Consider the following 24886-nt stretch of genomic DNA (forward strand, 5'->3'; position numbering starts at 1 on the left):
TCTTCTGGTCGGACGGCCGGATTAGGAGGGCCAGTCCTCCGTTGTCACCGGGGTGCCGTCGAACCCGGCGACGGGGCGCAGGCTCGGATCGGTTCCGTCGCGCAGGCCGCCGGAGGCGTCGGGGTGATCGTCGAACCAGCCAGTGGCGGGGTAGCGGTACATCCAGTCGACGAACAGCTTGCGGCGCGTGATCAGCCAGACGCCGTCGCGCAGCTCGAACCGGTCGAGGTAGCGCGCCCAGAGCTTGACGTAGTCGCCGTTCCAGTGGTGCCGCTCCGATGCTTGGTGATCGGCCTGCAGATAGGTCTCGACGTGGGCGACGGTCGGACCGTCGAACTCGATCAGGCTGTTGCCGAGCAAGTGCATCGTCCGGACGAACCGGGGCATTTCCGCGGAGAGGAATTCGACGAACCCGTCGACGGATCCGCGGTGCAGGCTCTCGGGGAACTGGACCCAGGCGTCGGGGTGGAAGGCGCCGCGGACGAGGAACATGTCGACCCGGTCGAGTCCGCGGCAGTACCGCAGCAGGACGTCGTGGATCTCGGCTCGAGCGCTGAGTTCTTCGATCTTCATTGATCTCTTCCTGAGGATCAGAGTTTTGTGGTCGCGGTGGCGAACCGTCGGTCGTTGCCCACCACGGCATTGCGGAGCACGCCGAGCCGTTCGATCTCGACCTCGACGGTGTCGCCCGGCTGGAGCAGCTGGGGCGGCGTGCGGGCGTAGCCGACGCCGGCCGGTGTTCCGGTGGCCAGCAGGTCACCGGGGCGCAGCGAGAGAGTGTGGGAGATCTGGGACAGCGTTTCCCCGACCGTGTACATCATTTGGTCGGTGCGGGCGTCCTGCACGGTCCGGCCGTTGACGCGGGTCTGCAACCGCAGGCCCTGCCGCAGGTCGCCGACCTCGCCGGCCGGGACGATCGGTCCGAGGGGCCCGGAGCGGTCGGCGTTCTTGCCCAGCGTCCACTGGGACGTGCGCTTCTGCGCGATCCGCGCGGTCAGGTCGTTGAACGCGGAGTAGCCGATGACCGCGGCCAGGGCTTCCTCGGGGGAGGCGTCGACCAGCGGCGCTCCGACCCAGGCGGCGACTTCGCCTTCCCAGTCCAAGCCGTCTTCGTTCGCAGGGACGGGAACCTCCGTCCCGCCGACGGTCAAGGATTGGGTCCACCGGGCGAACAAGGTGGGGTAAGGCGGCAGGGTCTGGTCGCGGTAGCTGCCTTCGGCCGCGTGGTCGTGGTAGTTCAGGCCGATGCACAGGACGCGCGCGTCGGGCAGTACCGGAGGAACCTGCCGTACGTCCGCGGTGGCCAACGTCGGCCCCGCGGGCCGCCGGGACAGGTGGCCGGCTGGGTCGGTCCAGAAGTCCTCGAGCGAGGCGATGAGGGTGACGGTGTCGTGGTGCTCGTCCAAAGCGGCGACCTCTACGTCTGAGCCGTCGCGCGGTCGTCGGACGCCTACGATCCTCATCGATTTCCCCTTCTGATGACCAGCATGCTGGCGGGCAGGTGGGTCCGGTTGACCACTTGCCGTTCCGTTCCGGTGGTGAAGCGCACCGAGTCGTAGGGGAGCAGCGTCTCCTCCGTTCCCTCGCTGATCATCACCAGCTCACCGGTGAGGACGACGTACACGGTGTCCGCCGGCTGGGGTGCCATTTCCGCTTCGCCGCCGGGCAGGTAGTGCGACAGCGTCACCGTCACGCCGGCCGACGGTGCGTTCTGCAGACGGACGGGCCCGACGCCGCGGTGTCCCGGCGGGTCGAACGGCTCGGCGTCGGCAAGCCTGGTGACCTGCATGCCCATGATCGATCACTCTCCTGCGGTCGAAGCTGGCTGGAGCGCCTGGCGCAGGCGCGTGAGGAAGCGCGGGACGTCGGCGTGCGCGCCGGCCGCGAAGACGTAGAAATCCGGGCGGGCGAGCAACGCCTGGCATTCGTGCTCGGCGAACCAGCGCTTGTAGGCACCTTCGAGGTCGCTCTGGCCCGACAGGTCGGCGGTGACGCCGCCGATCCCCGCGAACCACACCAGGTCGTCCCGGCCGCAGAGTTCGGTCGGATCGCCGCCGAGACTGATCAGCTGCCAGTCCCCGCCGACGACGTCGTCGAACAGGCCCGTCCGGTCGCCGATGCGGATCGGTCCCTGGGGGGCCAGCCGCCCGTCGATGCCGTCGCTGGGGATGGTGAGTGACGGCCTTCCGAGGCGGGGGTGGGGTGGTTCGCGGGGATCGCGCGCCCGCTTCCGCATCTCGGCGTCGCGGGCGGCGGCGCGGTCGACGTCGAGTTCGCAGATGACCCGGCCGGCGGCCACCGCCTCGTCGATGATCTCCCGGACGTGTCCGGCCCGTTCGGGTCCGTAGGTGTCGAGCGCGGCCGGGGAGACCAGGCCTTGATGTACCAAGCCCAACCGCCAGGTCAAGGCCCGCGCGTCGCGCAGGCCCGAGCACATGCCCTGCCCGAGGAAGGGCGGCATGACGTGCGCCGCGTCCCCGGCGAGGAAGACGTTGCCGACCCGCCACGGCTGGGCCCACCGGCCGCGGAAGGTGTAGACGGCGTGCCGTTCCAGCCGGGCGGTCTTCGGTGTGACGCCCCAGGGCGCCATGAGCCGCCACGCGGTGCTTTCCCGGCCCAGCTCGTCGGTGGTCATGTCCGCGCGGCGCATGAACTCGAACCGGCGCCGTCCGGGGCCGCTGTTGACGGCGGTCGCCGGTTGCTTCGGGTCGCAGTACTGAGTGACGAACGCCGTCCAGTTCTCCTCGGCCAGCGGCTGGTAGTCGACCACCAGCCAGTCGGCGCTGAACCCGGAGTCCTCGACGGCGATGCCGAGCTGGGTGCGTACAGCGCTGTTGGCGCCGTCGGCGCCGACCAGCCACCGCGACTCCACCTGCATGGCCTGGTCCGGCTGCTCGGTGCGGTTCAGCTGGACGGACAAGCCGTCGTCGTCCTGAACCACGGCCCGGAACGACCATCCACGATGGACACTCACCCCCGGGGTCGCGGCCGCGAGGCTTTCCAGGGCGGCTTCGAGGTCGGGCTGGTGAAAGCCGTTGGTGTTGGCCCAGCCCGACTCGGCCGGCCGGTTCCAGTCGATGGCCTGCAGGAGCTCGCCCGCACCGTTGCGGAACTCGTAGCCTCCGCGCTCACCCCGGGATGGTTCGAACAACCCGGCGTGCTCGGTCATGAGCCCCGCGGCCTGCAGGATGCGGATCGCCTCGTGGTCGATCGTGCAGGCCCGTGGCAGGGGATACCGCTGTGGCCGGCGTTCCGCGACCACGACCCGCAGGCCGGCTCGTCCCAGGAAGACGGCCGTCAGCAGGCCGACGGGGCCACCGCCGACGACCACGCAGTCGACCACGTGCGGCGGCGGGCCGTCGGCGGTCACCGCCGCCGAGTCGGGCACCGAAGCTCGCTGCGCCACAGGTCGCCCTTCCTGCCGTCGGCCGGCCGACGCCGCGTCAGGACGGCAGCGACGCCGTAAACCACCCGTATGTTTCGGATAGTTTCGATCCTGTCTTTGACACCCGCGCGCTGTCAAGGGCTAAAATATGCGTATGTTTTCGCGACCGCCTGGTCTGGCGCAGAATCTCGCTTCCGAGATCGAGGAGCTGATCGGCACCCGCGGCCTCAAGCCCGGTGATCGGGTCGCGACCATGGAAGAGCTGCGCGTGCAGACCGGCTACGGCCGCGCCACCATCGGGGAGACCTGCCGCCTGCTCGCCGAACGCGGCGTCGTCGACGTCCGTCCCGGCCGCGGGGGTGGGTTGTTCGTGTCGAAGGTCAGCCCGGTGGTGCGGCTGCGCCAGACGCTGCTGACGGTGCCCCAGGGCGCGACGACCGTCGCGCACGCCATCGCGGTCCGCGACGCGCTGGAGGAGCTGGTCGCGCTCGAGGCCGCGGCGAACCGGACCGACCGGGACCTCCGGGACCTGGACGTCTGCTTGGACGCGATGCGCCGGTCGGGCGACGATCTCCAGGACTTCCTGCACGCCAACTGGTCGCTGCACGAACGCATCGCGGCGATCACGTCCAACGATCTCGCCCGCGCCGTGTACGTCTCGCTGATCCGTGCCATCACCGAGCTGTCGGTCCGGGCCGACTCCGAGACGTCGACGACCTCGCGTGACTACCTGGCCGAGCGGATGGCCGTGCACGAGGAACTCGTCGAGGCGATCCGGCTCGGCGACGCCGATCGTGTCCGGGCGGCCGTCGCGGCCCACCGGGGCGACGGCGCCGGTGAAGACGTTCTCTCGCAGGTCGCGTTGGCCAAGCCTGCCGCCGGTCAGTGATCATCCGGCTTGCTCGGGCACGACGACGCATTTCCCGTGCGGTGAGCCCGCCTGGGCCCGCCACGCGGCCGGGAGCTCTTCGAGGGCGACGGTGCGGACTTCGAGGTGCAGCTCGGCGCGCAGGAGGGCGGTCCACAGCCAGTTCAGCGCCGCTTCCTTCTCCCGGAGCGGGGTGTGCAGGCCGGCGAAGCCCGACAGCGTCAGCTGCTTGCCGCGCAGGAGCCCGGCGGGCACCTGCGCGGTGGCGCCGGCGGCGTTGCCGATGTTGACCACGCGCGCTCGAGGGGCGCACACCCGCAGCGCGGCTTCGAACGGCAGCCCGTAGACGCCGTCGAGGACGACGTCCACCGGTCCGGCCGCGGCGAGCAACCGGCCGGCCAGCTCGTCGGCGGTTTCACCGACGCGCAGCTCGACGACGGCGTCCGCGCCGAGGCCGAGCAGGCGCTGCAAGGCTGCGTGGTCGCGGGCGACGCCGACCACCCGTTTCGCGCCGCTGTGGTGCGCGACCTGCACCGCGATCTGCCCGACCGCGCCGGTGGCGCCCAGCACGAGGACGGTGTCCCCGGGGCGCAGGCCGCCTTTCTCGATCAGCGGCACGAACGCGGCGGTGCCGGAGTTGCCGACGGCGGCACCCAGGACCGGGTCGAGTCCTTCGGGCAGCGGCAGCAGGGCATCGTCGGCGACGAGGACATGGCCGGCGAAGGTGCCGGGTGTGGTCGGCGAGGCGTGGCACTCAGCGTAGAGCCGGGTGCCGATTGGGTAGCGGTCGGAGCCGAGCACGGTTCCCACGCACTCACTGCCCGGCACGTACGGGGCATCGTGCCGCGCGGAGTGGAACGTCCCCGAGGCGATGGCCAGATCCAGCGGATTCAGCGGCGCCGCGACCACGGCCAGCAGCGTGGTGCCCGCCGCCCGCGACGGCAGCGTGATCGAGCCCAGCCGTGGTTCGGCGCCCGGAGCGTCGACGATCGCCGCCGTCACCGCATTGCCGATCTCTGCCACTAGAGGCCCCTTTCCGAACTTGACAGGCGGACGCCGTGACAGCAGAGTAGCAAAAAGACGCGAAAGATACGGGTGTTTTACGCTCGGCCTCGACGGAGAGGAAGTGCCATGGTGCGTGCGGGAAGGCTCGCCGGCCCCATCGCCGGCTTGCGGTTCGACACCCCGACCTGCTCGGGCGTCACCGACCACGCCGGGACGTTCCAATACCGGGATGGCGAGGTCGTCACCTTCTCGGTAGGCGACCTCGTGGTCGGCGTGGCCCGCGGAGCGCAGCGGCTCACCCTCGCCGACCTCGTAGCGCGGGTCGGCGGAAACGTGGCCAAGGTGGCCGATCCCGGCCTGACCAACATCGCCCGTTTTCTGCTGACCCTCGACGAGGACGGCAACCCGGACAACGGCATCACCTTGACACCGCAGGTGCACGAGCTGGTCGGCGATCGAGCCGTCGACTTCCGCTACCGGATCATGTCGCTGCCGGGCGCCGCGATCGATCCGGTCCAGGCGTTCACGGATGACCCGGTCCTTGCGCGGCTTCTCGATGAGCTGAACCACGCCGAGGCGTTCACCGACACCACGCCGCGCACGCTCGTCTCGGCCGCCGCCGCGCGCAACGAGGTGCGACGCCACATCCTCGGCATCCGGCGCTACCGCGATGTCAAGATCCCGCTGCGTAACGGCTCGTTCGTGTACGCGGACGTCTTCCGCCCGGACGGTGACGAGCCGGTCCCGGTCGTCATGAACTGCGGCGTCTACGGACGCGCGTTCGTCCACCACTCCATCTGCACCGAAGAGGACGCCGAGCACCACGAGGTGATGGAGGACCGCTACTTCCGCGGCAACCCCGACGGCTACGAGTACGAGAACCACGAAAGCGTCAACACCGCGACCTGGATTCCCCGCGGTTACGCGCTCGTCCGCGTCGACGGCCCGGGCGCGGGCAAGAGCCCGGGCACCCTGGGCATCTGGGGAATCGCGGAAGCCGAGGCCTACTACGACGCGATCGAATGGGTCGGCGTGCAGTCCTGGTCGAACGGGAACGTCGGGCTGTGGGGCATGTCGTACTACGCGGTCAACCAGCACGCGGTGGCCAGCTTGAAGCCGTCGCACCTCAAGGCGATGATCGCCATCGGCACGGACACCGACCTCTACGAGGAAGTGGCCTACACCGGCGGCATCCTCAATGAGGAGTTCTTCCCCGGCTGGTTCGCCCACGGCATCGTCCCCGCGATCTGCGGAGACGTCGACGCGAAGGACTTCCTGGCCGCGGCCCGGGCGAACCCGTTCAAGGACTCCGATCCCTCGACGATCTTCGGACCCCGGTCCGAGGTGCTGATGAGCCCCGACCTCAGCGAGGTCGACGTGCCACTGTGGACGGTCGCCGCGACGGCGCACCCGGGGAACTTCCACCAGCTCGGCAGCAGTGAGACCTACCTCAACACCCCCACGTCCCACAAGAAGCTGGACTTCTGGGAGGACTGGTTCGTCAAGTCGTACTCGGCGGCGGCGGTCGAGGACCACGTCGCGTTCTTCGACCACTGGCTCAAGGGCGTCGACAACGGGATCATGGACACCCCGCCGGTGCGCCTGGAGATCCGCACCGGCCGCGGCGGCTCGTACCTGCAGGAAGAGCAGGAGTGGCCGATCGCGCGCACCGAGTACGTCAAGTGGTACCTGGACGCCACCCCCGCGCCGAGGGGGCCCGCCGGCTGCGACCACGTCGGCGGCCTGGCCCGCTCGGTCCCCGAGACCGACCAGGCGGCGACCTACTCGGCGGAAGCCACCCCCGCGGCAGCAGTTGCCGCCGACGTGGTGTCCGCCCCTTGCTCGCCGGGAGCGACCTTCCTCAGCGAGCCGTTCGAGGCCGACACCGTGCTCGCCGGATACAGCAAGCTCGTGGTCTGGGTCGCCTCCACCAGCGAAGACATGGACGTCTTCGTCGCCCTGCGGGTGCTGGACGAGCAGGGACGCGAGGTCGACTTCTGCGGGCCGGCCCTGATCCCCGGCATCTCCACGCGGTTCTATCCACTGGCCAAAGGGTGGCTCAAGGTCTCGCACCGCAAGCTCGACCCGGCGCGGTCAACCGAGTTCCGGCCGAAGCACACCCACCTGCGCGCCGACCACGCCCCGCTGCGCGACGGCGAGATCGTGCCGGTGGAAGTCGAGATCATCCCGAACACCGGCCTGATCAGGAAGGGACAACGCCTCCGCGTCGACATCCAGTCCCACACCGGCGTCGGGCACGGAATGCGGCACGCCTACGACCCGGCCTATCACGACGGCGCGCGCAACACGATCTTCACCGGCCCGGAGCACCCGAGCTACGTGCAACTGCCCGTCGTGCCACCCACCGGCACTACCACCAGGAGGTGACGAACCCATGGCGACGAACGGCACCGTGACCGTCGACCGGCCGCAGGCCGAGGACATCCTCGCGCACATCGCGAGGATGACGCCCTGGCTGCGCGAACACCAGGCCGAGGCCGAGCAGCAGCACCGTATCCCGCAGGAGACCATCGAGCGTCTCGACAAAGCCGGCGTCTTCAGCCTGACCACGCCCACGCGCTACGGCGGCGCCGACTTCACGACCCGGCAGATGCACGACATCTTCCGCACGCTCGCGTCCGGGTGCGGTGCGACCGCGTGGGTGGTCTGGGCCGCGGCCGGCGGCAACCTGTGGAGCTGCGCCTTCGCCGAGGACGTCATCGCGCCGGTGTACGAGGCACCGTGGGTCGGGAATCGCACGTTCGCCCTCGGCGGCACGAGCCGGCGCATGTCCGGGACCGCGCGCCAGGTCGACGGCGGTTGGATGATCAAAGGCACCTGGCCGTTCGCCACCGGCAGCGTCCACGCGTCCCACGGCTACCTCGCGGTGTTCTACGACGAGACCGACGACAGCAAGGTCGGCATGGCACTGGTCCCCAAGGACCAGCTCCTCGAACGCGACGACTGGGACGCGATGGGGCTGGCCGGCACCGGCAGCCAGACCGTCGCGACCGACGGCGAACTGTTCGTGCCCGACGAGCGCTTCAGCACGCCGGCGCAGCTCGCGGTGAAGATCGAGGAGCTCACTCGGCAGGGTCTCGGGCCGGCCCGCGGCGGCATCGTCCGCTCGCTGATCGCCGGCACCGGGCTGGCCCTCGGCATGGCCGACCAGGCGATGGGGGTCTTCCTCGCCACGATCGGGCGCCGCAGCCTGCCCTACTCGCCGTACGCGCGCCAGATCGACGCCCCGATCGCGCACCACACCGCCGGCCGCGCCTACGCCCAGATCCGCGCCGCCGGCCGCGTCGCCGACGCCGCCGTAGCCGAGCTGGATCGGTATCAGACCGAAGCAGCGGATCCCTCCGAGCACGAAGCGCTGAAGCTGCACACCGACGCGGCCTACGTGTGGGACGCGTGCAGTTCGGCGGTCGAGACGTTGTTCCGCGCCTCCGGGGCATCGGCGATCATCAAACGGAACCCGCTGCAGCTGATCACCCGCAACTGCCTCGCCGGGAGCATGCACGCCGCCAACCACCTCGACACCTGGCTGGAGAACGTCGGCCGGATGCTGTGCGGAGCCGACGCCGCGCCGCTGTCCACCAGCGTCCTCGAACGGCGAACGACCTGACCGGCACCACGACGAGGAGGGCAGCATGTCCGATTTCATCGACCCGCAGCACTTCCGCCACGTGCTGGGACACTTCCCGACCGGTGTCGTCGCGGTGACCTCCTGCGACCTCACGGGTGCCCCGGTGGGCATGACGGTCGGTTCCTTCACTTCTGTCTCGCTGGACCCGCCGCTGGTGGCGTTCCTGCCCGGCAAGCAGTCCGGCACGTCCGCGAAGATCGTCCGAAACGGACGGTTCTGCGTCAACGTGCTCGGCGCGCACCAGGAGTCGGCGTCCCGCGCCTTCGCCACGGGCGGCGAACGCAAGTTCGACGGTCTGGACTGGACACCGTCACCCAGCGGTATGCCGCGCCTGGGCAGCGCGGTCGCCTGGATCGAATGCGTCGTGGACGCCGTCCACGACGCCGGGGACCACGACATCGTCGTCGGGCGCGTGACGTCCTTGGACGCGGCGGGACCGTCGTTGCCGTTGGTGTTCTTCCAAGGCGGCTATGGCCGTTTCGCCCCGCTGTCGCTGGCGGCCGCGGGGGAGCCCGACCTGGTCGAGCACCTGCGGCTGGTCGATGTGGCCCGACCGGTGATGGAGGACGTGGCCGCACGCAACCAGGTGGAGTGCCTGGCTTCGGCCGCCGTCGGGGCGGAGATCGTTCTGCTGGCCACGGCCGGGACCCCCGCCGGCGGCCGCATCTACAGCCGGGTCGGCCAGCGGCTGCCGCACATCCCGCCGCTGGGGACCGCGCTGGTGGCGTGGTCGGAGCCGGCCACCCGGGTCTGGATCGCGCGCGCCGGCGACGCGGCTCGGCGGCATGACCCGCGGCAGCTGGTGGACCGGGTCCGCGAACGTGGCTGGTCGGTCGCGACCTGGAGCGACAGCCTCCGCGAGCTCGAATCCACTGTGGACGAAACTACGGTGAAGGGATTGACGCCGCACGGACGCCGGGCCGTCCGGCAGCTGGTCGACCGGCTCGGCAGCGAACACGAACCCGGCGACCTCCACGACCCGGGCCGGAACTACCGCGTCCGCAGCATGTCCGTCCCGGTTTTCGACGCCCGGCAGCAGGTCGTCATGCAGCTGACCGTCGACGGCCTGCCGCCCGACGCCGGACCGGCCGACATCGACGGGTATCTGACTCACCTGCGCAGCGCGGCGCAGAGCGTGTCCCAGGCGCTGCCCGGTGCCGGCGCGGCGGCATTCGCGGCAGCAGGAAGGAGGCAGGCATGACAACCGCAAAAGCCGGGCCGCTGGACGACCTCGTTGTCGTCGACCTGAGCCGCGCCGTGGCCGGGCCGCACGCGACGATGATGCTCGGCGACCTGGGGGCCCGGGTGATCAAGGTGGAAGCGCCGGGCAGCGGTGACGACGCCCGCGGCTGGGGACCCCCGTTCATGACCACCGAAAGCGGCGTCCCCGAGTCGACCTACTTCCTGTCCGCCAACCGGAACAAGGAGTCGATCTGCCTCGACCTCAAGGACCCGGCCGACGTCGAAGTCCTGGGGGAACTGGTTCGGCGTGCCGACGTCCTGGTCGAGAACTTCCGCACCGGCGTGATGGACCGGCTGGGGCTCGGCGCCGACTGGCTCGCCGAGCTCAACCCGCGGCTGGTGCTCCTGTCGATCACCGGCTTCGGCCACGACGGGCCCGAGGGCGGCCGCCCCGGCTACGACCAGATCGCCCAGGGTGAGGGCGGCCTGATGTCGGTGACCGGGTCCGGCGCCGACGACCCGCAGAAATTCGGCACGCCGATCTGCGACCTGCTCGCCGGCATGAACGGCGCCTACGGCGTCCTCGCCGCGCTGCACGAACGCTCCCGCAGCGGCCGTGGCCAGACCGTACGGACGTCCCTGCTCGCCGCCGCCGTCGGCGTGCACGCCTTCCAGGGCACCCGCTGGACTGTCGCGGGCGAGGTCGGCCGGGCGGCCGGCAACCACCACGCCGCCATCGCCCCCTACGGCCTCTTCCGCTGCGCCGACGGATCGGTGCAGATCGCGGTCGGCACCGAAACCCAGTGGCAGCGGTTCTGCGCCGGCTTCGGCATCGACCCCGCCCTCCCGGGCCTGGCCACGAACCAGGAACGGGTCGTCCGGCGCGACGAGGTCATCAACCTCGTCGAGAAGGTGTTCTCGACCTGGAAAGCCGCTGACCTGCTCGACCGCTTGAACAGCGTGGGGATTCCCGCGGGCAAGGTGCGCAGCATCGACGAGGTGTACACCTGGGATCAGACCCGCAGCCAGGGCCTGCTCGTCGACGTCGACCACGACACTCTGGGAAAGATCACCCTGCCCGGGCCGCCGTTGCGGTTCTTCGAGCCGGCCGGCACCGAGCACACCCGAACCACCCACCGCCCGCCACCGCGCCTCGACCAGCACGGATCCGCGATCCGCTGGTGGATCTCCGATGAGCCGCAGCTGAACGCCGAGGACTGCTGATGCCGGAAAACTTCCGTGACTACCTGATGTCACCGGACACCGAAAAGATCGCCGGCATCAAGGACCTCGATGCCTACCAGTGGGTGGACCGGCACCTCCAGTACGACACGTTCCGCGGCGCGATCGAGGCGTGGACCGGGTTGTTCGCCGACACGTCTTTCCGCGGTATCACCAGCGACGGCACACTGCGGGAAGGGCTGTACCCGCGGCGGTCCGAAGCGGCGCCGACCGCGGCCATGGTGGCCGCGGCGCAGCACCTGCTCGGAACACTCGACGATGAGCAGCAGCACGCCGCGCGGCACTCGTTGAACAGCCGCGTCTGGCGGGCGTGGATGAACCCGGAGCTCTACGTCAACCGATTTGGCCTGCGCTTGGACGAAGTTTCACCCGAGGTGCGGGACGCGGTTCTGGAGCTGATGCGCGCGAGCCTCAGCGACGCCGGATTCGCCAAGGTGCGCGGGTGCATGTGGACCAACGACTTCCTCGGCCGGCTGGTCGGCGGTCCCGGTGTCATGAACGAGTTCAGCTACAACTTCAACCTTTTCGCCGAACCGAGCGAGACGGCTCCGTGGGGATGGTCGCTCTACGGGCACCACGTCTGCGTCAACGTCATGGTGATCGGCACCCAGATGGTCGCCAGCCCGGTGTTTCTCGGCGCCGAACCCAACGCCATCGACGAGGGCCCCCACGCCGGAACCAGGCTGTTCGGCGAGCCGGACCGGCTCGCCTTGAACCTGTTACACGGTTTACCCGACTCCATTCGCGAAGCGGTGGTTCTCTACCCCGACAAGCGCGACCCCGCGATCCCGCCCGGCCGGGAGGTCTTCGGCGACGAACTGCATCTCGGTGGCATGTTCCAGGACAACCGCGCTATCCCTTACGAGGGAGTCTGCGCTGTCAGTTTCCCGCCCTACAGCCGGGATCTGCTCAGCCGACTTGCCGGGACCTTCATCGAACACCTGCCGCCTGGCCCCTATCACGCGCGGCTCAACGACATCCGCGCGCACCTCGACGAGACCTGGTTGTGCTGGATCGGCGGATCCGGACCCGACAGCCCCTTCTACTTCCGCATCCAAAGCCCGGTGGTGCTCATCGAGTACGAGCATCACGCCGGGATCATGCTGACCAACGAGCACCCGGCGAAGTTCCACACCCACACGATCACCCGCACCCCGCACGGCAACGACTACGGAGCCGCACTCGTCGCGGAGGAGACGGGGCACCAGCTCACCCTCACCGACGAAGCCTGATCGGTGCGTCTGTCCCGCGATCAGCGTTCCGAGGTTGTTGCCCAGATGGTTGCGACTGTGACGGCGAATACGTTGATCACCGGGGCCGCTCAGCCTCCGTGGCCCACGCGTTCCCGCCGTGGTCGCGCATTCCAGCGCGAGAGTCGCGTAAACGTGTGCGAGGGATCACACCGTGTAGCTCAGGCAGCGACACGTGCCACAAGAAGTCGAACAGTGCACAGCTTCCTCGGCGAGGCGATCTACTCCACCGAGAGGGCTACCACGCTTTCTCAGGCGCCGCGCCCGCTGAGCGAAGTGATATTTCGGAGCGGACTGTGACACCCGACTGCCGCGCGGCCTCGTACGACTTCACGAATCTCCGGCGCACGGTTCACCTGGCAGCCGCCGGCCTTTCCCGTGCTCGCGCGGGCCCCGGCCACCAGGTCTGGTCACAGGGACAGGCCGACGGGTCGAACCTTCGACGTGTGGCCGAGCGGGAGGAGACCGGCACAATACCGCCGACCGGAGTTTCTCGCGGTCGACGGTATTGGTGATCCTCGCGGCATGGACTCGGTTTCCAACGTTCGGCGGATTTGAACGGGGTCAGGCGGTGAATGCGCCGATCGCGGCATAGCCGCTGATGGCGTCCGGCGCGACGACCTCCGCCGGGGCGCGGCCCTGGAGGATCTGCTTGATCGGTTTCTCCAGCTTCTTGCCGGTCAGCGTCCGCGGGATGGCCGGGACGGCGTCGATCCGGTCGGGGACGTGCCGTGGGGAGAGCTGCTCGCGCAGCGTCTGGCGGATCCGCTGCCGCAAGGTGTCGTCGAGCTCGATGCCGGGTGCCAGGGCGACGAACAACAGCAGCCGGCCGGGGCCGCCGTCCGGGTCCTCGAGGTGCACGACCAGCGAGTCCGCGACGCCGGGCAGCCCCTCGACGACTGCGTAGAACTCGGCGGTGCCGAGGCGGACCCCGCCGCGGTTGAGGGTGGCGTCCGAACGGCCGGAGATGACGAAGCTCCGTTCGGGGGACATGGTCACCCAGTCGCCATGGCGCCAGACGCCGGGGTAGCTGTCGAAGTAGGCGGCGCGGTACCGGTGGTCGCCCGGGTCGTTCAAGAAGCCGATCGGCATCGACGGCATCGGCTGGCGGACGACCAGCTCGCCGACCTCTCCGACTACTTCGTTCCCGGCGACGTCGAACGCGGTGACGTCGACCCCGAGGCATGGCGCGGTCAGCTCGCCGCGGCGGGCGGGCAGCCACGGATTGCCCGCGATCAAGGCGGAGCAGATGTCGGTGCCGCCCGACATCGAGTTGATGTGGACCGCGTTGCCGAGCTGCTCGGCGGCCCAGTCGAAGACTTCGCCCGGCAGTGGCGAACCGGTGACGCCGAGGGTGCGCAGGGCGGGCAGCTCGCCGGGTTCGATGCCGGCCGTGCGACAAGCGGCGAGGTAGGACGGGCTGGTGCCGAACAACGATACCCGCGACTCGGCGGCGAGCCGCCACTGCGCCGCGAGGTCCGGGTACTGCGGGTTCCCGTCGGTCAATACGATTGTGGCCCGCCGCAGCAGCCCGGAGACCAGGATGTTCCACATCATCCACGCCGTGGTGGTGTGCCAGAGGATCCGGTCGCCGGGGCGGGTGTCGAGGTGCAGCGCGTGCGCCTTGAGGTGCTCGAGCAGGATGCCGCCATGGCCGTGGACGATCGCTTTCGGCAGCCCGGTTGTTCCCGAGGAGAACAGGACGTAGAGGGGATGGCCGAACGGGACCCGGTCGAACTCCGGCGGGGCGGGCTCGCTCAGCAAGTCCGGCCAGGAGAGCGTGCCGTCCACTTCGTACTGCCCATATGGGACGGAGACGGTGTGGCGCACGGTCGGCAGGCCCGCGCGGATCGTCGCGACGTCGGTCGTCTTGTCGATCGGTTTCTCGCCGTAGGTGTAGCCGCCGACGGTCAGCAGCACGGTGGGTTCCACCTGGGCGAAGCGGTTCAGGACGCTGCGGGCGCCGAACTCCGGCGCGCACGCCGCCCAGACGGCGCCGAGCGACGCGCAGGCCAGGAACGCGACCAGGGTCTCGGGGATGTTCGGCAGGTAGGCGACCACGTGGTCGCCCCGTCCGACCCCGAGGCGTTGCAGGCCGGCGCGAGCACGGCCGACCTGGTCCGCCAGTTCGGCGAACGTCAGCGAGGCCGGCGGACGGGTCTGGGAGTACGCGAGCACGGCGAGCCGCTCGGCATCGCCGGGTTCGCCGAGCATGTGCTCGGCGTAGTTCAGCTCCGTGCCGGGGAACCACTGCGCGCCGGGCATGTCCGCGGAGCCGAGCACACGGTCGTAGGCTCCGCCCACCTCGAAGTGATCCCAGATCGACGTCCAGAATCCGGCCAGGTCGGCAATCGACCAGCGCCACAGTTCGTCGTAGCTGGTGAACTCCTTTCCCAGTGCCGCCAGCCAGCTGGTGTAGTCGTCCAACCCGGTCACTGTCACGCTCCGTCGTGGGCGTCGGTCATCAGCTCCGCGAGGTCCTCGGGGGCGAGGAACGACGGCGGGGGCGGCGGTCCCCAGGCGTAGAGGCTCTTCTCGCCGGCGACGACGCGGGGTTCCCAGAGCTGGTCCTCGAGGATGCAGTCGATGTCGGAGTAGTACTCGGAGAAGTTGCCGGCGGGGTCGCGCAGGTACCAGAAGAAGTTCGAGCCGATGTAGTGCCGGCCCAGGCCCCAGGTGTGGCGCTCCGGGTGGTTTTCGAGCATCGCGGTGGCGCCGCGGCCGACCTCGTCGACGTCGTCGACCTCCCAGGAGGTGTGGTGCAGGAAGCTGACCGGCGCCTGCTGCACGAGGACGTTGTGGTGGTCGGTGGAGCAGCGCATGAACGACGCCAGTCCGGGCGCCTCGTCGCTGACCTTGAAGCCGAGTCCTTCGGTGAAGAACTTCTGGGTGGCGGCTTGGTCGGGGGAGCCGAACACGACGTGCCCGAGCTTGCGCGGCCGCACCGCCGGCTCGCGGTCGATACCGGGGGCGCGGACGTTGGCGCGTCGGACGGCTCCAGGGGCGTTGTACGGCGCCGGTTCCGGCGGTGTCTGCTGCAGGCGAGGCGCGACCGATACGACGATGTCGAGCCCCGTCACGGGGTCCTTGGTGCGCAGGGTGTCGCCGTCGTGGTGGGCCTCGACGTCGAGGCGGGACAGCGACGCTGTGATGCGGCCGAGGTCATCGGGGTCATCGGCGCCGATGCCGAGGGTGAGCAGCCGGCGCTGCGGGGTCCGGCGGAGTTCGAGCTGTTCGCCGCCGTCGGCGGTGGCGAACCCCGAGTTAGTGGGGGTGAGTCCGAATTCGGTGTAGTACTTGGCGGTTTCGTCGAGGTTCGGGACGCCGATGGTGATCTTGGTGAGGCGGTGCAGGCTCATGGCGAGGATCCTTCGGGTCAGATGAGCGGGGTGATCTGGTCGTCGCGCCCGAGCAGGGCCTTGCCGTAGATCTCGTAGTTGACCGCGGGCAGCACGATCGCGTGCCGTGCGGCGACGGCGGAGTCACGCCAGATCCGCTGCAGGGGGTTGACGTCGGCGAAGCTGCCGGCGCCGTGGGCCGACAGCAGGATGTCGATGGCCCGGGTGATGTTCTCGACGGCCCAGCCGGTGTCGGCGCGCGTGCGGGCGCGCAGCGGCACGTCCGGGTAGGTGCCGTTCGCGGCGGCGGTGTCGATGTCGTCGGCGGCGCGGTAGGCGTGCAGATGCGCGGTGTCGATCCGCATCGCGGCCTCGGCCAGCTGCAGCTGGAAGCCGACAGAGTCGGCTTGCGCCACATAGTTGGTGTACGAGATCGCCTTGCGAGTGGCTTTCTCCTGGACGATCTTCATCGCCTTGCGGCCGAGGCCGAGCTGCGGGCCGGCCAGCACGAGGGTGAACACCGGGACGAGCGCGGCGCGGTAGAGGTCTTCCTCGGGCTCCTCCACGGCGTACCGGCCGCCGATGGCCGGGGGCACTGACATGACACGGTGCTCGGGAACGAAGACGTCGTCGGCGATCAGGCAGTTGGAACCCGACGAGCGCATCCCGGCGACGAACCAGGTCTCGTCGAAGCCGAGGTCGGTGCGCGGAATGAGGACCATGCCCTGGTCGACGACCTCGCCACGCTCGTCGGTCAGCGGGACGCCGAGACCGGCCCAGTCGGCATGCCAGGAGCCGGAGTTGTAATACCAGCGGCCGGTGACGCGCCAGCCACCGTCCACTTTGGTCGTCTCGGCGGTCGGAGAGAGGACACCGGAGACCTTCGCGTCCGGATTCGCGCCCCAGATGTCGTCCTGGGCCTGACGGCTGAACAGCCCGGCCAGCCAGGCACAGACGTTGCTCAGGGCGACGACCCAGGCGGTGCCGCCGTCGGCTTCGGCCACGGCGGCGGAGACGTCGAGCATCGCGCGTACCGGGAGCCCGTAGCCGCCATAGCGGCGGGGCTGGGCGATTTTGAACACGCCGGCCTCGGTCAGCGCGGTGATGCTTTCCTCGACGACCCGGCGGTCGGCTTCACCTTGGGCGGCATTGCGTTCCAGCAGCGGCCGGATGTCGGCGATGCGGGCAAGGATCTGTTCGGTGGTGACCGCGGGTTGTTCGGTGGTAAGGGGCATGACGTCGTTGTCCTTTCCAGGCGGGGTCAGCGGGCGCAAGCGGCGATCTGGTCGGTGATGGGCGGGCGGGGCCGCTCGGTGAAGCGGGAGTGGGTGCCGAAGGTGCGGCGGGCGTAAACCAGCGGTGGCTGCTCCGTGCCGCTCAGGCCGGTGACCAGGCCGAACAGCAGCAGGTGGTCACCGGCGTCGACGGTGCGCTCCAGCGCGCACGCGACCCAGCCCGTCGCGTCCGCCAGCCTGGGTAGCCCGGCGTCCGTGAACCACGTGGTGTCGGCGGTGAACCGGTCGGCGCCGCGGGTGGCGAACCGGACGGCCAGGTCGTCCTGACCGTGCCCGAGCAGGTTCACGCCGAACATCCCGGCGGCCAGGATGTCGGCCAGCAGGGCCGAGCGCCGGTCGAAGGCGACGCCGACCAGCGGCGGGTCCAGTGACAGGGACGTGAACGAGCTGACGGTCGCACCGCGCGGGCCGCCGTCGGCGCCGGTGGTGGTGACGATGGTGACCGGTGCGCAGACCGCGCCCATCACCGCCCGGAACCGGTTCGGGTTCACAGTGCTCACGACGCCTCCACGAACCGGTGGCGCATGACGCCGATGCCTTCGATGGTGCTGACGAGTTCGTCGCCGGCGGCGAGGAACCGTTGCGGGGTGCGGGCGACGCCGACACCGGCGGGGGTGCCGGTGAAAATCAGGTCACCCGGGAGCAGCGGCAGGACGGCCGAGAGCTGGGCGACGAGTTCCGGTATGGAGAAGATCAGCTCGCTGGTGCGGCTCTTCTGCACGGATTCGCCGTTGACCGTGCAGCTCAGTTCCAGGTTGTCCGGGTCGGCGAACTCGTCGGGGGTGACCAGCCACGGCCCGGTCGGTCCGAAGCCGGGGCGCGACTTGCCGAGGCTGAACTGCGGCGCGGGGCCGGCGAGCTGCAGGGCGCGGTCGGAGAGGTCCTGGCCGGCGGTGAGCCCGGCGACGTGGTCCCAGCCGCGTTCGGCCGGCACCCGCCAGGCTCGCCGTCCGATGACGGCGACCAGCTCGACCTCCCAGTCCACGGTCGTGCCGTGGAGTGCGACGTCGCCGAAGGGGCCGGTGAGGGAACTGGCGAACTTCGTGAAGACGGTGGGGGAGTCGGGAAGGTCGAGACCGGCTTCGGCCGCGTGGTCCCGGTAGTTCAGGCCGATTCCGAAGATCTGCGCCGGGTCCGGCGCGGGGGCTCGAAGGTCGGCGTCGTCGAAGGGCGTGGCGTCCTCGTGTCTCGCGTCGCGGGCCCAGGCGGTGAACTCGTCCCAGCGTGCGTACACCGCGTGGGGGTCGGGGGAGAAGCGCTGGTTGCTGGCGTGCTCGACGTCGACGGCACCGGCCTCGGTGATGAGGACGAGCCGACCGGCGAGATTGGCGATCCGCATCGCGGCACCCTTTCGGTCGATGATCCGACGGTGTCCTGGGTGGGCGGCCCGCGAGGGTGGCTCGTCGCCGGGCCCACCGGCGTCGGTTATCTCCATACTCTGCTTCGCAAAGGCGACTGTCAACATAAGAATCGATTCTTTGAGTGAGAGTGTGTTACAGTGCGAGCATGGCGAAGAGAGCGGGTGGCGAGAGCCTGGCCGTGCTGGTGTACTCCCGGGTGCGCTCGGAGATCCTCAACGCGGACTTGGCCCCGGGAGAGCGGCTCAAGCCCGCTGAGCTCGGTGACCGGTTCGATGTCAGCCTCAGTGTCGTGCGTGAAGCCCTCGGGCTGTTGGCGGCCAAGGACCTGGTCCAGATCGATCGCAACCGCGGATTCCGGGTCATGCCGCTGTCACTGCAGGCGCTGACCGACCTCACCGAGGCCCGCGTGGTCAACGAGGGGGCCGCGCTGCGGTTGTCGGTACGGCGCGGCGGCGTGACGTGGGAGTCCGAAGTGCTGGCCGCGCACCATCGGCTCGCCGGCCGGCCGATGTTCCTGCCAGGGGACCCCAAGCGCCGCAACGAGGAATGGGCGCGGGCGCATCTGGAATTCCACCACACGCTGATCCAGGCGTGCGGCAACGCGGTGCTGCTGGACATCTGCACGCGCCTGTCCGATGCCGCCGAGCTCTACCGTGCCTGGTCCGGCCCCGGCACCCTGGAGCACCACCGCGACGTGGCCGGTGAGCACCAGGGCTTGGTCGACGCGGCGCTCGCTCATGACGCCGACGAGGCGGCGGCCCGTTTCGAGGCGCACGTCAACCGCACCCGGCAGATTCTGATGGACACCAGCCTCGCAGTCCTCGGTGACAGTGCCGCGGAGCCGGCGCCGTGACCGGTGCCGACGACGTCGTCGCCGTGACCCAGCTGATCCTGCGGGAACGCCAGGCCCGCGACCGCGGCCGGTGGGATCGGTTGCGAGCGTGCTACGCGCCGGACGCGACCGTCCGGTTGAGCTGGTTCCGCGGCAGCGGGGAAGAGTTCGCCGCGCGGTCGCGGGAGATGGCCGGGCGCGGCGACGTCGCCCGGCACCGGCTCGCCCCACCGGTCGTCGACCTCGACGGGACGCGCGCGGTCGTCGAGGTGCCCGCAGCGATCGAGGTGCGGACTGCTCTCGACGGTATCGATGTCGACCTCACCTCCTACGCCCGGCTGCTATACCGCGCCGAACTGAGGGCACGGCGATGGCAGATCCGATCCCTGGACCCGGTCTACGAACGCGACGTCATCGTGCCGGTTCTGCCCGGGGCCACCTTGGCGATACACCCGAACGTGCTGATCGGCTTCCGGTCGTCCTACCAGTTCCTCGCCTACGTTCTCCAAGGCCGCGGCTACCCGGTCGCGAACGACCTTTACGGCGACGATTGCCCTGGCAAGGCCGCCGAACTCTACGAATCTCTCTACGCATGGCTGACCAGGAAGGGCTCATGACCACCAAGACGGTTCTGACCAACGTCCGTGTCTTCGACGGCACCGGACTGACCGAACCCACCACGGTGACCATCGACGGGACCGTGATCGGCGACGAACCCTCGGGCGGGCAGGTCGTCGACGGCGGTGGCGCCACCGTGCTGCCGGGCCTGATCGACGCCCACGTTCACCTGATCTTCCCGGAGGACCTGCGCAAGCTAGCCGAGAACGGCGTCACCACGGCCCTGGACATGGCGTGCTGGCCGAAGGAGCGCGTGGACTCCTTCCGCGGCCGGGTTCCCGACATCCGCAGCGCGGGCGTACCGGCCATCGGCCCGGGCGGCAACCACGCCCGCATGCCCGGCATGCCGGCGGAGGCGATCTTGACCGCCCCCGGGCAGGCCGCGCCGTTCGTCGCCCACCGGGTGGCCGAAGGGGCGGACTACATCAAGGTCGTCATCGAAGGGGACCTGCTCGACCAGCCCACGATCGACGCCGTCGTCGCCGAAGGCAAGAAGCACGGGAAGCTCACCGTCGCGCACGCCTCGTCGGTCGACGCCTACCGCCGCGCCGTCCGGGCCGGAGCCGACGTCATCACCCACGTCCCCCGCGACGGCGTCCTCGACGCCGACACCGTGGCCCGCATGGCCGAACGCGGCCAGATCGCCGTCCCCACCCTGGCCATGATGGAAGCGGTGATCACCGGTGTCCGGCCCGAAGGCCAGGACTACGCCTACAGCCGAGACAACGTCGCCGCACTGCACGCAGCGGGTGTCCCGATCCTCGCAGGCACCGACGCGTTCTCAGGACCGGCGCCGCTGCCCAACCCCGTCACCCATGGATCGAGCCTGCACCACGAACTGGCCCTGCTCGTCGATGCGGGGCTCACCGAGTGCGCTGCGCTGCGTGCGGCGACGGTGCTGCCCGCCCACCACTTCGGCCTGCCCGACCGCGGCAGCGTGCGGACAGGGTTGCGGGCGGACCTGGTGCTCGTCGACGGAGACCCGTCCCAGGACATCAAGGCCACGACCGCGATCCGGCGGATCTGGGCCGCCGGGGACGAGGTCGAAGTGACCCACCGATGACGAGGCCTGCCCTGGTGGACGTGCATGCGCACTTCCTCACCCCGGAGTACGTCACCGCCGCCCACGCCGCCGGCCACCAGTCACCGGACGGCATGCCCGGCTGGCCCACCTGGGACGCCGAACGGCACCTGACCCTGATGGACCAGTGGGGCATCGCCACCTCGCTGTTGTCGATCTCTTCGCCCGGCACGCACTTCGGCGATGATGAGGTGGCCCGCCGGCTCACCCGGCACGTCAATGACACCGGCGCCGAGATCCGCCGGACGCACCCGGATCGCTTCGGCCACTTCGCGTCACTACCGTTGCCCGATGTGGACGGTGCGCTCGGCGAGCTGGCCCACGCCATCGATGACCTCGGCTGTGACGGCGTGACCGTCGAGACCAACACCGCGGGCGTATACCTGGGCGATTTCCGCTACGCCCCCTTGTGGGCAGAGCTGGACCGGCGCAGAACTCCGGTGTTCGTCCACCCGACGTCGCCGCCGCACGCCGAAGCCATCGCGTCCGGCCGGCCAGGGCCGATGCTGGAATTCCTGTTCGACTCCGCCCGTGCCGTGAGCGACCTGGCCTTTGCCGGTGTGCTGCAGCGATACCCCGCCATCCCGTGGATCTTCACCCACGGTGGCGGGGTGCTGCCGCTGCTGGCGGAGCGCATGGAGCTGTTCCGCGGCATGCTCGGGCCCGCGGAGCCCGATGTCCCGCCGCTGCCGGAGCAGGTGTCCCGGCTGTGGTTCGACATGGCGGGAACTCCCTTCCCACAACAGATCCCGGCGCTGGACCGCGCGTTCGGCACCGAACGGCTGCTGTACGGCAGTGACTACTGCTGGACGCCGCCGGCCGCGGTCGACGCGCAGCTGGCCGGCATCGACGCGGCACCGCAGCCGGCGGGCACCACCTGGCGCGCGCTTACCGCCGCCAACTGCGCCCGGCTGTTTCCCCGGCTGGCCGGCCCCGGCTGACCCGGGCACGAGCCGGCCCGGCACGGACGGGGTCTGCCGCAGCACCGCCGGCTCGTCGGCCCGCCGGGCCGGCACCCGGACCCCGAAGGGCACGGTCGGGCTGGTGATCGCGGGCAGGAGCACCAGCGCGGACAAGGCGGCACTGAGGATGACGGCGACGGTCATGGCGTGTCCTCCGGCTGTGCGGATCCGAACGAGTCGAGCACGGACCGGCAGGTCGCGAGGACCTCGTCGGCCGGCATTCCCTTGGCGACGGCCTCGGCCGGCAGGGTCCGTGCCTTCGTGGCCCACTGGGCGGGGAACCGCGGGTGGGCGCCGGGCCGGGCTTCCCGAAGCACGTCGAGGTGTGGATCGATCAGGCGGGGCAGCAGGTCGCCCCGCCGTTGAGCGGCTCCGAGGCATTCGTCACAGCCGTGCTCGGCGGGGTGCTGTGGGAATCGGCCGCGCTCGCCGCGCTGGGCGGCGTCTACCTGATCAGCCGCCATCTGCTGGACAAGCACCGCGCGCGGCTGTGGGAACGCGCTCTGGCGCGCCTGCGCGGCGACGCGACGGCGCCCTGAGGGAAGCCGGGCCGCTGGCCGCCGAAACGACATAGGTGTAGAACTACTACATAGTTGTCGAATATCGCGGAAGGCGGCCCGACCGATGAACCCGTTGAGCGCGACGTCGTGGTTGTCGAGCCTCGGCGCGGCCGGGGTGTTCCTCGTCCTGTTCGCCGAAACCGGCCTGCTGATCGGGTTCTTCCTGCCCGGCGACTCCCTGCTCTTCACCGCGGGCCTGTTCTGCACGACCAGTGCGACGGCCGCCGTGCACCTTTCGCTGCCCCTGGTGCTGATCGCGTCCGTCGCGGGTGCGCTCCTGGGCGCGCAGACCGGATTCCTCATCGGGCGGCGCGGCGGTCGCGCCCTGCTGGCCCGGACCCGCAACCGGCACCTGCATCGAGGATTGACCAGGGCCGAAGAACTCTTCGGCCGCTACGGCCACGCCAAGGCCATCGTCCTCGCGCGGTTCATCCCGGTGGTCCGCACCGTCCTGAACCCGCTCGCCGGCATCCTCGCCGTGCCGGCCCGGACCTTCGCGGTGTGGCAGGTCCTCGGCGGCCTGCTCTGGTCGATCGGGATCACGCTCGCCGGTTACGTCCTCGGGTCAAGCATTCCCGGGATCGACCAGTACCTGCTGCCGATCATCGCGCTCGTCGTGATCGTGTCGCTCATTCCGCTGGGCCTCGAACTCCTCCGGAACCGCAAACAGCGCGACGAGGTCAGCGGCTCTTAGCCATTCCTTAGCACTTCGCTGCACTTGGGTGAACCCGGGCGTCGTTACCGTGAAATATGGTCGACCTAGCGAGCCGAACCGGAACTCCGAATCTTCCTCGTCCGCCGGTGAAACGTCGTAAGAAACGACTGCGGCGAGTGTTCGTCGTGTTCCTGATCCTGATCATCTATCCGGCCGTCACCTACGTTCAGGCTCTCACCGCGCCCGGGGCGGCGACCTTCACCGCCCGGAGCGCGGACTGGGCGCGGCAGATGGGCGCCGGCCCGGTCGTGAACGCGCTCGAGAACTGGTACTACACCAGACATCCCCCGGCGAACGGCGCGCCGAGCACCGACGCCCTGCCCGTGCCGGTCCCGGCGCCGGCCGGGGATCAGGCGAACGCCCCCGCGGCGCTGACGACTCTCCCGGGTGCCCTGCCCGGCGAAGGCGTGTGGATCCCCGGAGCCCGGATGGCCGGTGGTCAGGCGGCCGACTACACGACGTTCCTCCGCCCGGACCCCGACCACACGAGCGTGATGGCCGCGATCGTGGCGTTCGACCAGAAGTGGACCGGCACCCACCTGATCGCGGGAACGAAGGAACCGGGCGGCAATTGGCCCGAGCAGGCGCAGGTGCCGAACGCGCTCCGCCCCTCGCTGCTCGCCACGTTCAACTCGGGCTTCAAGTTCCGCGACACCGACGGCGGCTTCTACGCCGACGGCCAGTACGGGAAACCCCTGAAGAACGGGATGGCCTCCCTGGTCATCGACCGGTCCGGGGTGGCGACCGTCGCGCTGTGGGGCCGCGACGCCCACATGACTCCGCAGGTCGCCGCGGTGCGCCAGAACCTCGAACTAGTCGTCGACGGCGGCAAGCCGGTCGCCGGGCTGTCGGGAAACCCGGCGGGCCAGTGGGGGAGCGCACGCAACCAGTTCCAGTTCACCTGGCGCTCGGGCATCGGGATCGACGCGCAAGGCCGGCTCGTCTACGTGGCCGGCAACCAGCTCACCTTGACCGCCATGGCGAACGCGCTGACGGCCGCGGGCGTCGTCCGCGGGATGGAGCTGGACATCCACGGCGGAATGGTGAGCTGCAACCTGTTCCGCCCCGACATCGCGGGTTCGGCGCCCCGGACGCTGGTCCCGAGCATGCCCACGGCGCCGGATCGCTACCTGTCCGCCGACCAGCGCGACTTCTTCGCGATCACGGCGCGCTCCGGTGCGCTGCGGGTGCCGGGGGCAGCAACAGGGTGAACGTCGTCGGGGCGGGCCGGCTGAGCCACAGCCGGCCGCCCTCGGCCTCGGCGAGGTCCCGGGCCAGCGCCAAGCCGATCCCGGAGCCGCCGGCGCCACTGTGCCCCCGGGTGAACAGGTCCAGGCCGTCGTTCGTGCCACGGCCCTCGTCGGCGACGTCGATGGCGAACGCGCCGGCGCTGTCGCGGGTCGTGATCGTCACCATCCCCGCGCCGTGGATGACGGCGTTGTCGAGCAGGACGCCGACGATCTGCCGCACCGCGGCCTCGGCGGCTCTCGGACGCCCGTCGGCGTCGGGGGAGATGACCAGCTGCCGTCCCTGGGTGGCGAGC

Annotated in this window: 25 protein-coding genes; 13 read left to right on the forward strand and 12 right to left on the reverse strand. The window is 70.2% G+C overall.

The window, feature by feature from the left end; genetic code table 11:
* Window positions 1-21: 21 nt before the first annotated feature.
* Genes ACLJQZ_RS32560 through ACLJQZ_RS32575 form a run of 4 tightly spaced genes read right to left on the reverse strand, consistent with a single transcriptional unit; the run spans window position 22 to window position 3388 of the window.
* Window positions 22-573 (reverse strand): nuclear transport factor 2 family protein, encoded by a 552-nt coding sequence (locus tag ACLJQZ_RS32560; RefSeq protein ID WP_410623664.1) that lies wholly within the window; start codon window positions 571-573, stop codon window positions 22-24.
* 17 nt (window positions 574-590) lie between these two features.
* Window positions 591-1463 carry a fumarylacetoacetate hydrolase family protein gene (locus ACLJQZ_RS32565; RefSeq protein WP_410623665.1) on the reverse strand — a complete coding sequence of 291 codons (873 nt, stop codon included), beginning with the start codon at window positions 1461-1463 and terminating at the stop codon, window positions 591-593.
* On the reverse strand, window positions 1460-1795 hold the full coding sequence (locus tag ACLJQZ_RS32570; RefSeq protein WP_410623666.1) for a cupin domain-containing protein: 336 nt from the start codon (window positions 1793-1795) through the stop codon (window positions 1460-1462). The genes ACLJQZ_RS32565 and ACLJQZ_RS32570 overlap by 4 nt, the downstream gene beginning before the upstream one ends.
* Window positions 1796-1801: 6 nt before the next feature.
* Window positions 1802-3388 (reverse strand): bifunctional 3-(3-hydroxy-phenyl)propionate/3-hydroxycinnamic acid hydroxylase, encoded by a 1587-nt coding sequence (locus ACLJQZ_RS32575; RefSeq protein ID WP_410623667.1) that lies wholly within the window; start codon window positions 3386-3388, stop codon window positions 1802-1804.
* 151 nt (window positions 3389-3539) lie between these two features.
* On the opposite strand from ACLJQZ_RS32575, the gene ACLJQZ_RS32580 reads away from it, so the two are divergent.
* Window positions 3540-4274, forward strand: a complete 735-nt coding sequence (locus ACLJQZ_RS32580; RefSeq protein WP_410623668.1) for a FadR/GntR family transcriptional regulator — start codon at window positions 3540-3542, stop codon at window positions 4272-4274.
* Here ACLJQZ_RS32580 and ACLJQZ_RS32585 read toward each other — a convergent pair whose 3' ends face one another.
* Window positions 4275-5276 carry a quinone oxidoreductase family protein gene (locus tag ACLJQZ_RS32585; RefSeq protein ID WP_410623669.1) on the reverse strand — a complete coding sequence of 334 codons (1002 nt, stop codon included), beginning with the start codon at window positions 5274-5276 and terminating at the stop codon, window positions 4275-4277.
* 108 nt (window positions 5277-5384) lie between these two features.
* On the opposite strand from ACLJQZ_RS32585, the gene ACLJQZ_RS32590 reads away from it, so the two are divergent.
* The 5 genes from ACLJQZ_RS32590 to ACLJQZ_RS32610 are packed head-to-tail and all read left to right on the forward strand — an operon-like array spanning window position 5385 to window position 12563.
* Window positions 5385-7646 (forward strand): CocE/NonD family hydrolase, encoded by a 2262-nt coding sequence (locus ACLJQZ_RS32590; protein WP_410623670.1) that lies wholly within the window; start codon window positions 5385-5387, stop codon window positions 7644-7646.
* 7 nt (window positions 7647-7653) lie between these two features.
* Window positions 7654-8886, forward strand: a complete 1233-nt coding sequence (locus ACLJQZ_RS32595; RefSeq protein ID WP_410623671.1) for an acyl-CoA dehydrogenase family protein — start codon at window positions 7654-7656, stop codon at window positions 8884-8886.
* A gap of 25 nt (window positions 8887-8911) precedes the next feature.
* Window positions 8912-10108: a flavin reductase gene (locus ACLJQZ_RS32600; RefSeq protein WP_410623672.1), complete on the forward strand. Its 1197-nt coding sequence runs from the start codon at window positions 8912-8914 to the stop codon at window positions 10106-10108.
* A complete protein-coding gene (locus ACLJQZ_RS32605; RefSeq protein ID WP_410623673.1) occupies window positions 10105-11313 on the forward strand; it encodes a CaiB/BaiF CoA transferase family protein in 1209 nt (402 codons plus the stop codon). The genes ACLJQZ_RS32600 and ACLJQZ_RS32605 overlap by 4 nt, the downstream gene beginning before the upstream one ends.
* Window positions 11313-12563, forward strand: coding sequence for a DUF3500 domain-containing protein (locus ACLJQZ_RS32610; RefSeq protein WP_410623674.1), 1251 nt, complete (start codon window positions 11313-11315; stop codon window positions 12561-12563). The genes ACLJQZ_RS32605 and ACLJQZ_RS32610 overlap by 1 nt, the downstream gene beginning before the upstream one ends.
* Window positions 12564-13145: 582 nt before the next feature.
* Here the strand turns inward: ACLJQZ_RS32610 and ACLJQZ_RS32615 are convergent.
* The 5 genes from ACLJQZ_RS32615 to ACLJQZ_RS32635 are packed head-to-tail and all read right to left on the reverse strand — an operon-like array spanning window position 13146 to window position 18553.
* The gene (locus ACLJQZ_RS32615; protein ID WP_410623675.1) at window positions 13146-15017 is read right to left on the reverse strand and encodes an acetoacetate--CoA ligase; all 1872 of its coding nucleotides are present in this window, start codon (window positions 15015-15017) and stop codon (window positions 13146-13148) included.
* 2 nt (window positions 15018-15019) lie between these two features.
* Window positions 15020-15940: a VOC family protein gene (locus ACLJQZ_RS32620; RefSeq protein ID WP_410623676.1), complete on the reverse strand. Its 921-nt coding sequence runs from the start codon at window positions 15938-15940 to the stop codon at window positions 15020-15022.
* A gap of 17 nt (window positions 15941-15957) precedes the next feature.
* On the reverse strand, window positions 15958-17154 hold the full coding sequence (locus tag ACLJQZ_RS32625; RefSeq protein WP_410623677.1) for an acyl-CoA dehydrogenase family protein: 1197 nt from the start codon (window positions 17152-17154) through the stop codon (window positions 15958-15960).
* A gap of 26 nt (window positions 17155-17180) precedes the next feature.
* The gene (locus ACLJQZ_RS32630) at window positions 17181-17714 is read right to left on the reverse strand and encodes a flavin reductase family protein (RefSeq protein ID WP_410623678.1); all 534 of its coding nucleotides are present in this window, start codon (window positions 17712-17714) and stop codon (window positions 17181-17183) included.
* Window positions 17711-18553: a fumarylacetoacetate hydrolase family protein gene (locus ACLJQZ_RS32635; protein WP_410623679.1), complete on the reverse strand. Its 843-nt coding sequence runs from the start codon at window positions 18551-18553 to the stop codon at window positions 17711-17713. The genes ACLJQZ_RS32630 and ACLJQZ_RS32635 overlap by 4 nt, the downstream gene beginning before the upstream one ends.
* Before the next feature lie 167 nt (window positions 18554-18720).
* Here ACLJQZ_RS32635 and ACLJQZ_RS32640 point away from each other — a divergent pair, with 167 nt between their 5' ends.
* From ACLJQZ_RS32640 to ACLJQZ_RS32655, 4 genes are read left to right on the forward strand one after another with little or no spacing between them, the layout of a single operon-like run.
* Window positions 18721-19428: a GntR family transcriptional regulator gene (locus ACLJQZ_RS32640; protein ID WP_410623680.1), complete on the forward strand. Its 708-nt coding sequence runs from the start codon at window positions 18721-18723 to the stop codon at window positions 19426-19428.
* On the forward strand, window positions 19425-20024 hold the full coding sequence (locus tag ACLJQZ_RS32645) for a nuclear transport factor 2 family protein (protein ID WP_410623681.1): 600 nt from the start codon (window positions 19425-19427) through the stop codon (window positions 20022-20024). The genes ACLJQZ_RS32640 and ACLJQZ_RS32645 overlap by 4 nt, the downstream gene beginning before the upstream one ends.
* Window positions 20021-21088 (forward strand): amidohydrolase family protein, encoded by a 1068-nt coding sequence (locus ACLJQZ_RS32650; RefSeq protein ID WP_410623682.1) that lies wholly within the window; start codon window positions 20021-20023, stop codon window positions 21086-21088. Before ACLJQZ_RS32645 ends, ACLJQZ_RS32650 begins: the two co-directional genes overlap by 4 nt.
* The gene (locus tag ACLJQZ_RS32655; RefSeq protein ID WP_410623683.1) at window positions 21085-22047 is read left to right on the forward strand and encodes an amidohydrolase family protein; all 963 of its coding nucleotides are present in this window, start codon (window positions 21085-21087) and stop codon (window positions 22045-22047) included. Before ACLJQZ_RS32650 ends, ACLJQZ_RS32655 begins: the two co-directional genes overlap by 4 nt.
* Window positions 22048-22208: 161 nt before the next feature.
* Here the strand turns inward: ACLJQZ_RS32655 and ACLJQZ_RS32660 are convergent, their stop codons facing one another.
* A complete protein-coding gene (locus tag ACLJQZ_RS32660; protein ID WP_410623684.1) occupies window positions 22209-22385 on the reverse strand; it encodes a hypothetical protein in 177 nt (58 codons plus the stop codon).
* 6 nt (window positions 22386-22391) lie between these two features.
* Between ACLJQZ_RS32660 and ACLJQZ_RS32665 the strand changes: the two genes are divergently transcribed.
* The 3 genes from ACLJQZ_RS32665 to ACLJQZ_RS32675 all read left to right on the forward strand — a co-directional run bounded on the left by ACLJQZ_RS32665 (window position 22392) and on the right by ACLJQZ_RS32675 (window position 24554).
* Window positions 22392-22607: a hypothetical protein gene (locus ACLJQZ_RS32665; protein WP_410623685.1), complete on the forward strand. Its 216-nt coding sequence runs from the start codon at window positions 22392-22394 to the stop codon at window positions 22605-22607.
* Between the two features lie 85 nt (window positions 22608-22692).
* Window positions 22693-23322: a DedA family protein gene (locus ACLJQZ_RS32670; protein ID WP_410623686.1), complete on the forward strand. Its 630-nt coding sequence runs from the start codon at window positions 22693-22695 to the stop codon at window positions 23320-23322.
* 107 nt (window positions 23323-23429) lie between these two features.
* Complete coding sequence (locus ACLJQZ_RS32675; RefSeq protein ID WP_410623687.1) at window positions 23430-24554, forward strand: phosphodiester glycosidase family protein; 1125 nt, start codon at window positions 23430-23432, stop codon at window positions 24552-24554.
* Here the strand turns inward: ACLJQZ_RS32675 and ACLJQZ_RS32680 are convergent.
* A partial coding sequence (locus tag ACLJQZ_RS32680; RefSeq protein ID WP_410623688.1) for a sensor histidine kinase occupies window positions 24505-24886 on the reverse strand: 382 nt, incomplete at its 5' end. The genes ACLJQZ_RS32675 and ACLJQZ_RS32680 overlap by 50 nt on opposite strands.

It is taken from the genome of Amycolatopsis sp. cmx-8-4 (assembly GCF_046548675.1).
Lineage (GTDB): Bacteria > Actinomycetota > Actinomycetes > Mycobacteriales > Pseudonocardiaceae > Amycolatopsis.

What these genes read in the sequence shown, in the direction of transcription:
- ACLJQZ_RS32605 (WP_410623673.1), top strand. Translation starts at nt 10,105, where the DNA reads ATGACAACCGCAAAAGCCGGGCCGCTGGACGACCTCGTTGTCGTCGAC.
- ACLJQZ_RS32595 (WP_410623671.1), top strand. Translation starts at nt 7,654, where the DNA reads ATGGCGACGAACGGCACCGTGACCGTCGACCGGCCGCAGGCCGAGGAC.
- ACLJQZ_RS32580 (WP_410623668.1), top strand. Translation starts at nt 3,540, where the DNA reads ATGTTTTCGCGACCGCCTGGTCTGGCGCAGAATCTCGCTTCCGAGATC.
- ACLJQZ_RS32620 (WP_410623676.1), bottom strand. Translation starts at nt 15,940, where the DNA reads ATGAGCCTGCACCGCCTCACCAAGATCACCATCGGCGTCCCGAACCTC.
- ACLJQZ_RS32590 (WP_410623670.1), top strand. Translation starts at nt 5,385, where the DNA reads ATGGTGCGTGCGGGAAGGCTCGCCGGCCCCATCGCCGGCTTGCGGTTC.
- ACLJQZ_RS32565 (WP_410623665.1), bottom strand. Translation starts at nt 1,463, where the DNA reads ATGAGGATCGTAGGCGTCCGACGACCGCGCGACGGCTCAGACGTAGAG.
- ACLJQZ_RS32655 (WP_410623683.1), top strand. Translation starts at nt 21,085, where the DNA reads ATGACGAGGCCTGCCCTGGTGGACGTGCATGCGCACTTCCTCACCCCG.
- ACLJQZ_RS32635 (WP_410623679.1), bottom strand. Translation starts at nt 18,553, where the DNA reads ATGCGGATCGCCAATCTCGCCGGTCGGCTCGTCCTCATCACCGAGGCC.
- ACLJQZ_RS32610 (WP_410623674.1), top strand. Translation starts at nt 11,313, where the DNA reads ATGCCGGAAAACTTCCGTGACTACCTGATGTCACCGGACACCGAAAAG.
- ACLJQZ_RS32570 (WP_410623666.1), bottom strand. Translation starts at nt 1,795, where the DNA reads ATGGGCATGCAGGTCACCAGGCTTGCCGACGCCGAGCCGTTCGACCCG.
- ACLJQZ_RS32640 (WP_410623680.1), top strand. Translation starts at nt 18,721, where the DNA reads ATGGCGAAGAGAGCGGGTGGCGAGAGCCTGGCCGTGCTGGTGTACTCC.
- ACLJQZ_RS32560 (WP_410623664.1), bottom strand. Translation starts at nt 573, where the DNA reads ATGAAGATCGAAGAACTCAGCGCTCGAGCCGAGATCCACGACGTCCTG.
- ACLJQZ_RS32625 (WP_410623677.1), bottom strand. Translation starts at nt 17,154, where the DNA reads ATGCCCCTTACCACCGAACAACCCGCGGTCACCACCGAACAGATCCTT.
- ACLJQZ_RS32600 (WP_410623672.1), top strand. Translation starts at nt 8,912, where the DNA reads ATGTCCGATTTCATCGACCCGCAGCACTTCCGCCACGTGCTGGGACAC.
- ACLJQZ_RS32650 (WP_410623682.1), top strand. Translation starts at nt 20,021, where the DNA reads ATGACCACCAAGACGGTTCTGACCAACGTCCGTGTCTTCGACGGCACC.
- ACLJQZ_RS32670 (WP_410623686.1), top strand. Translation starts at nt 22,693, where the DNA reads ATGAACCCGTTGAGCGCGACGTCGTGGTTGTCGAGCCTCGGCGCGGCC.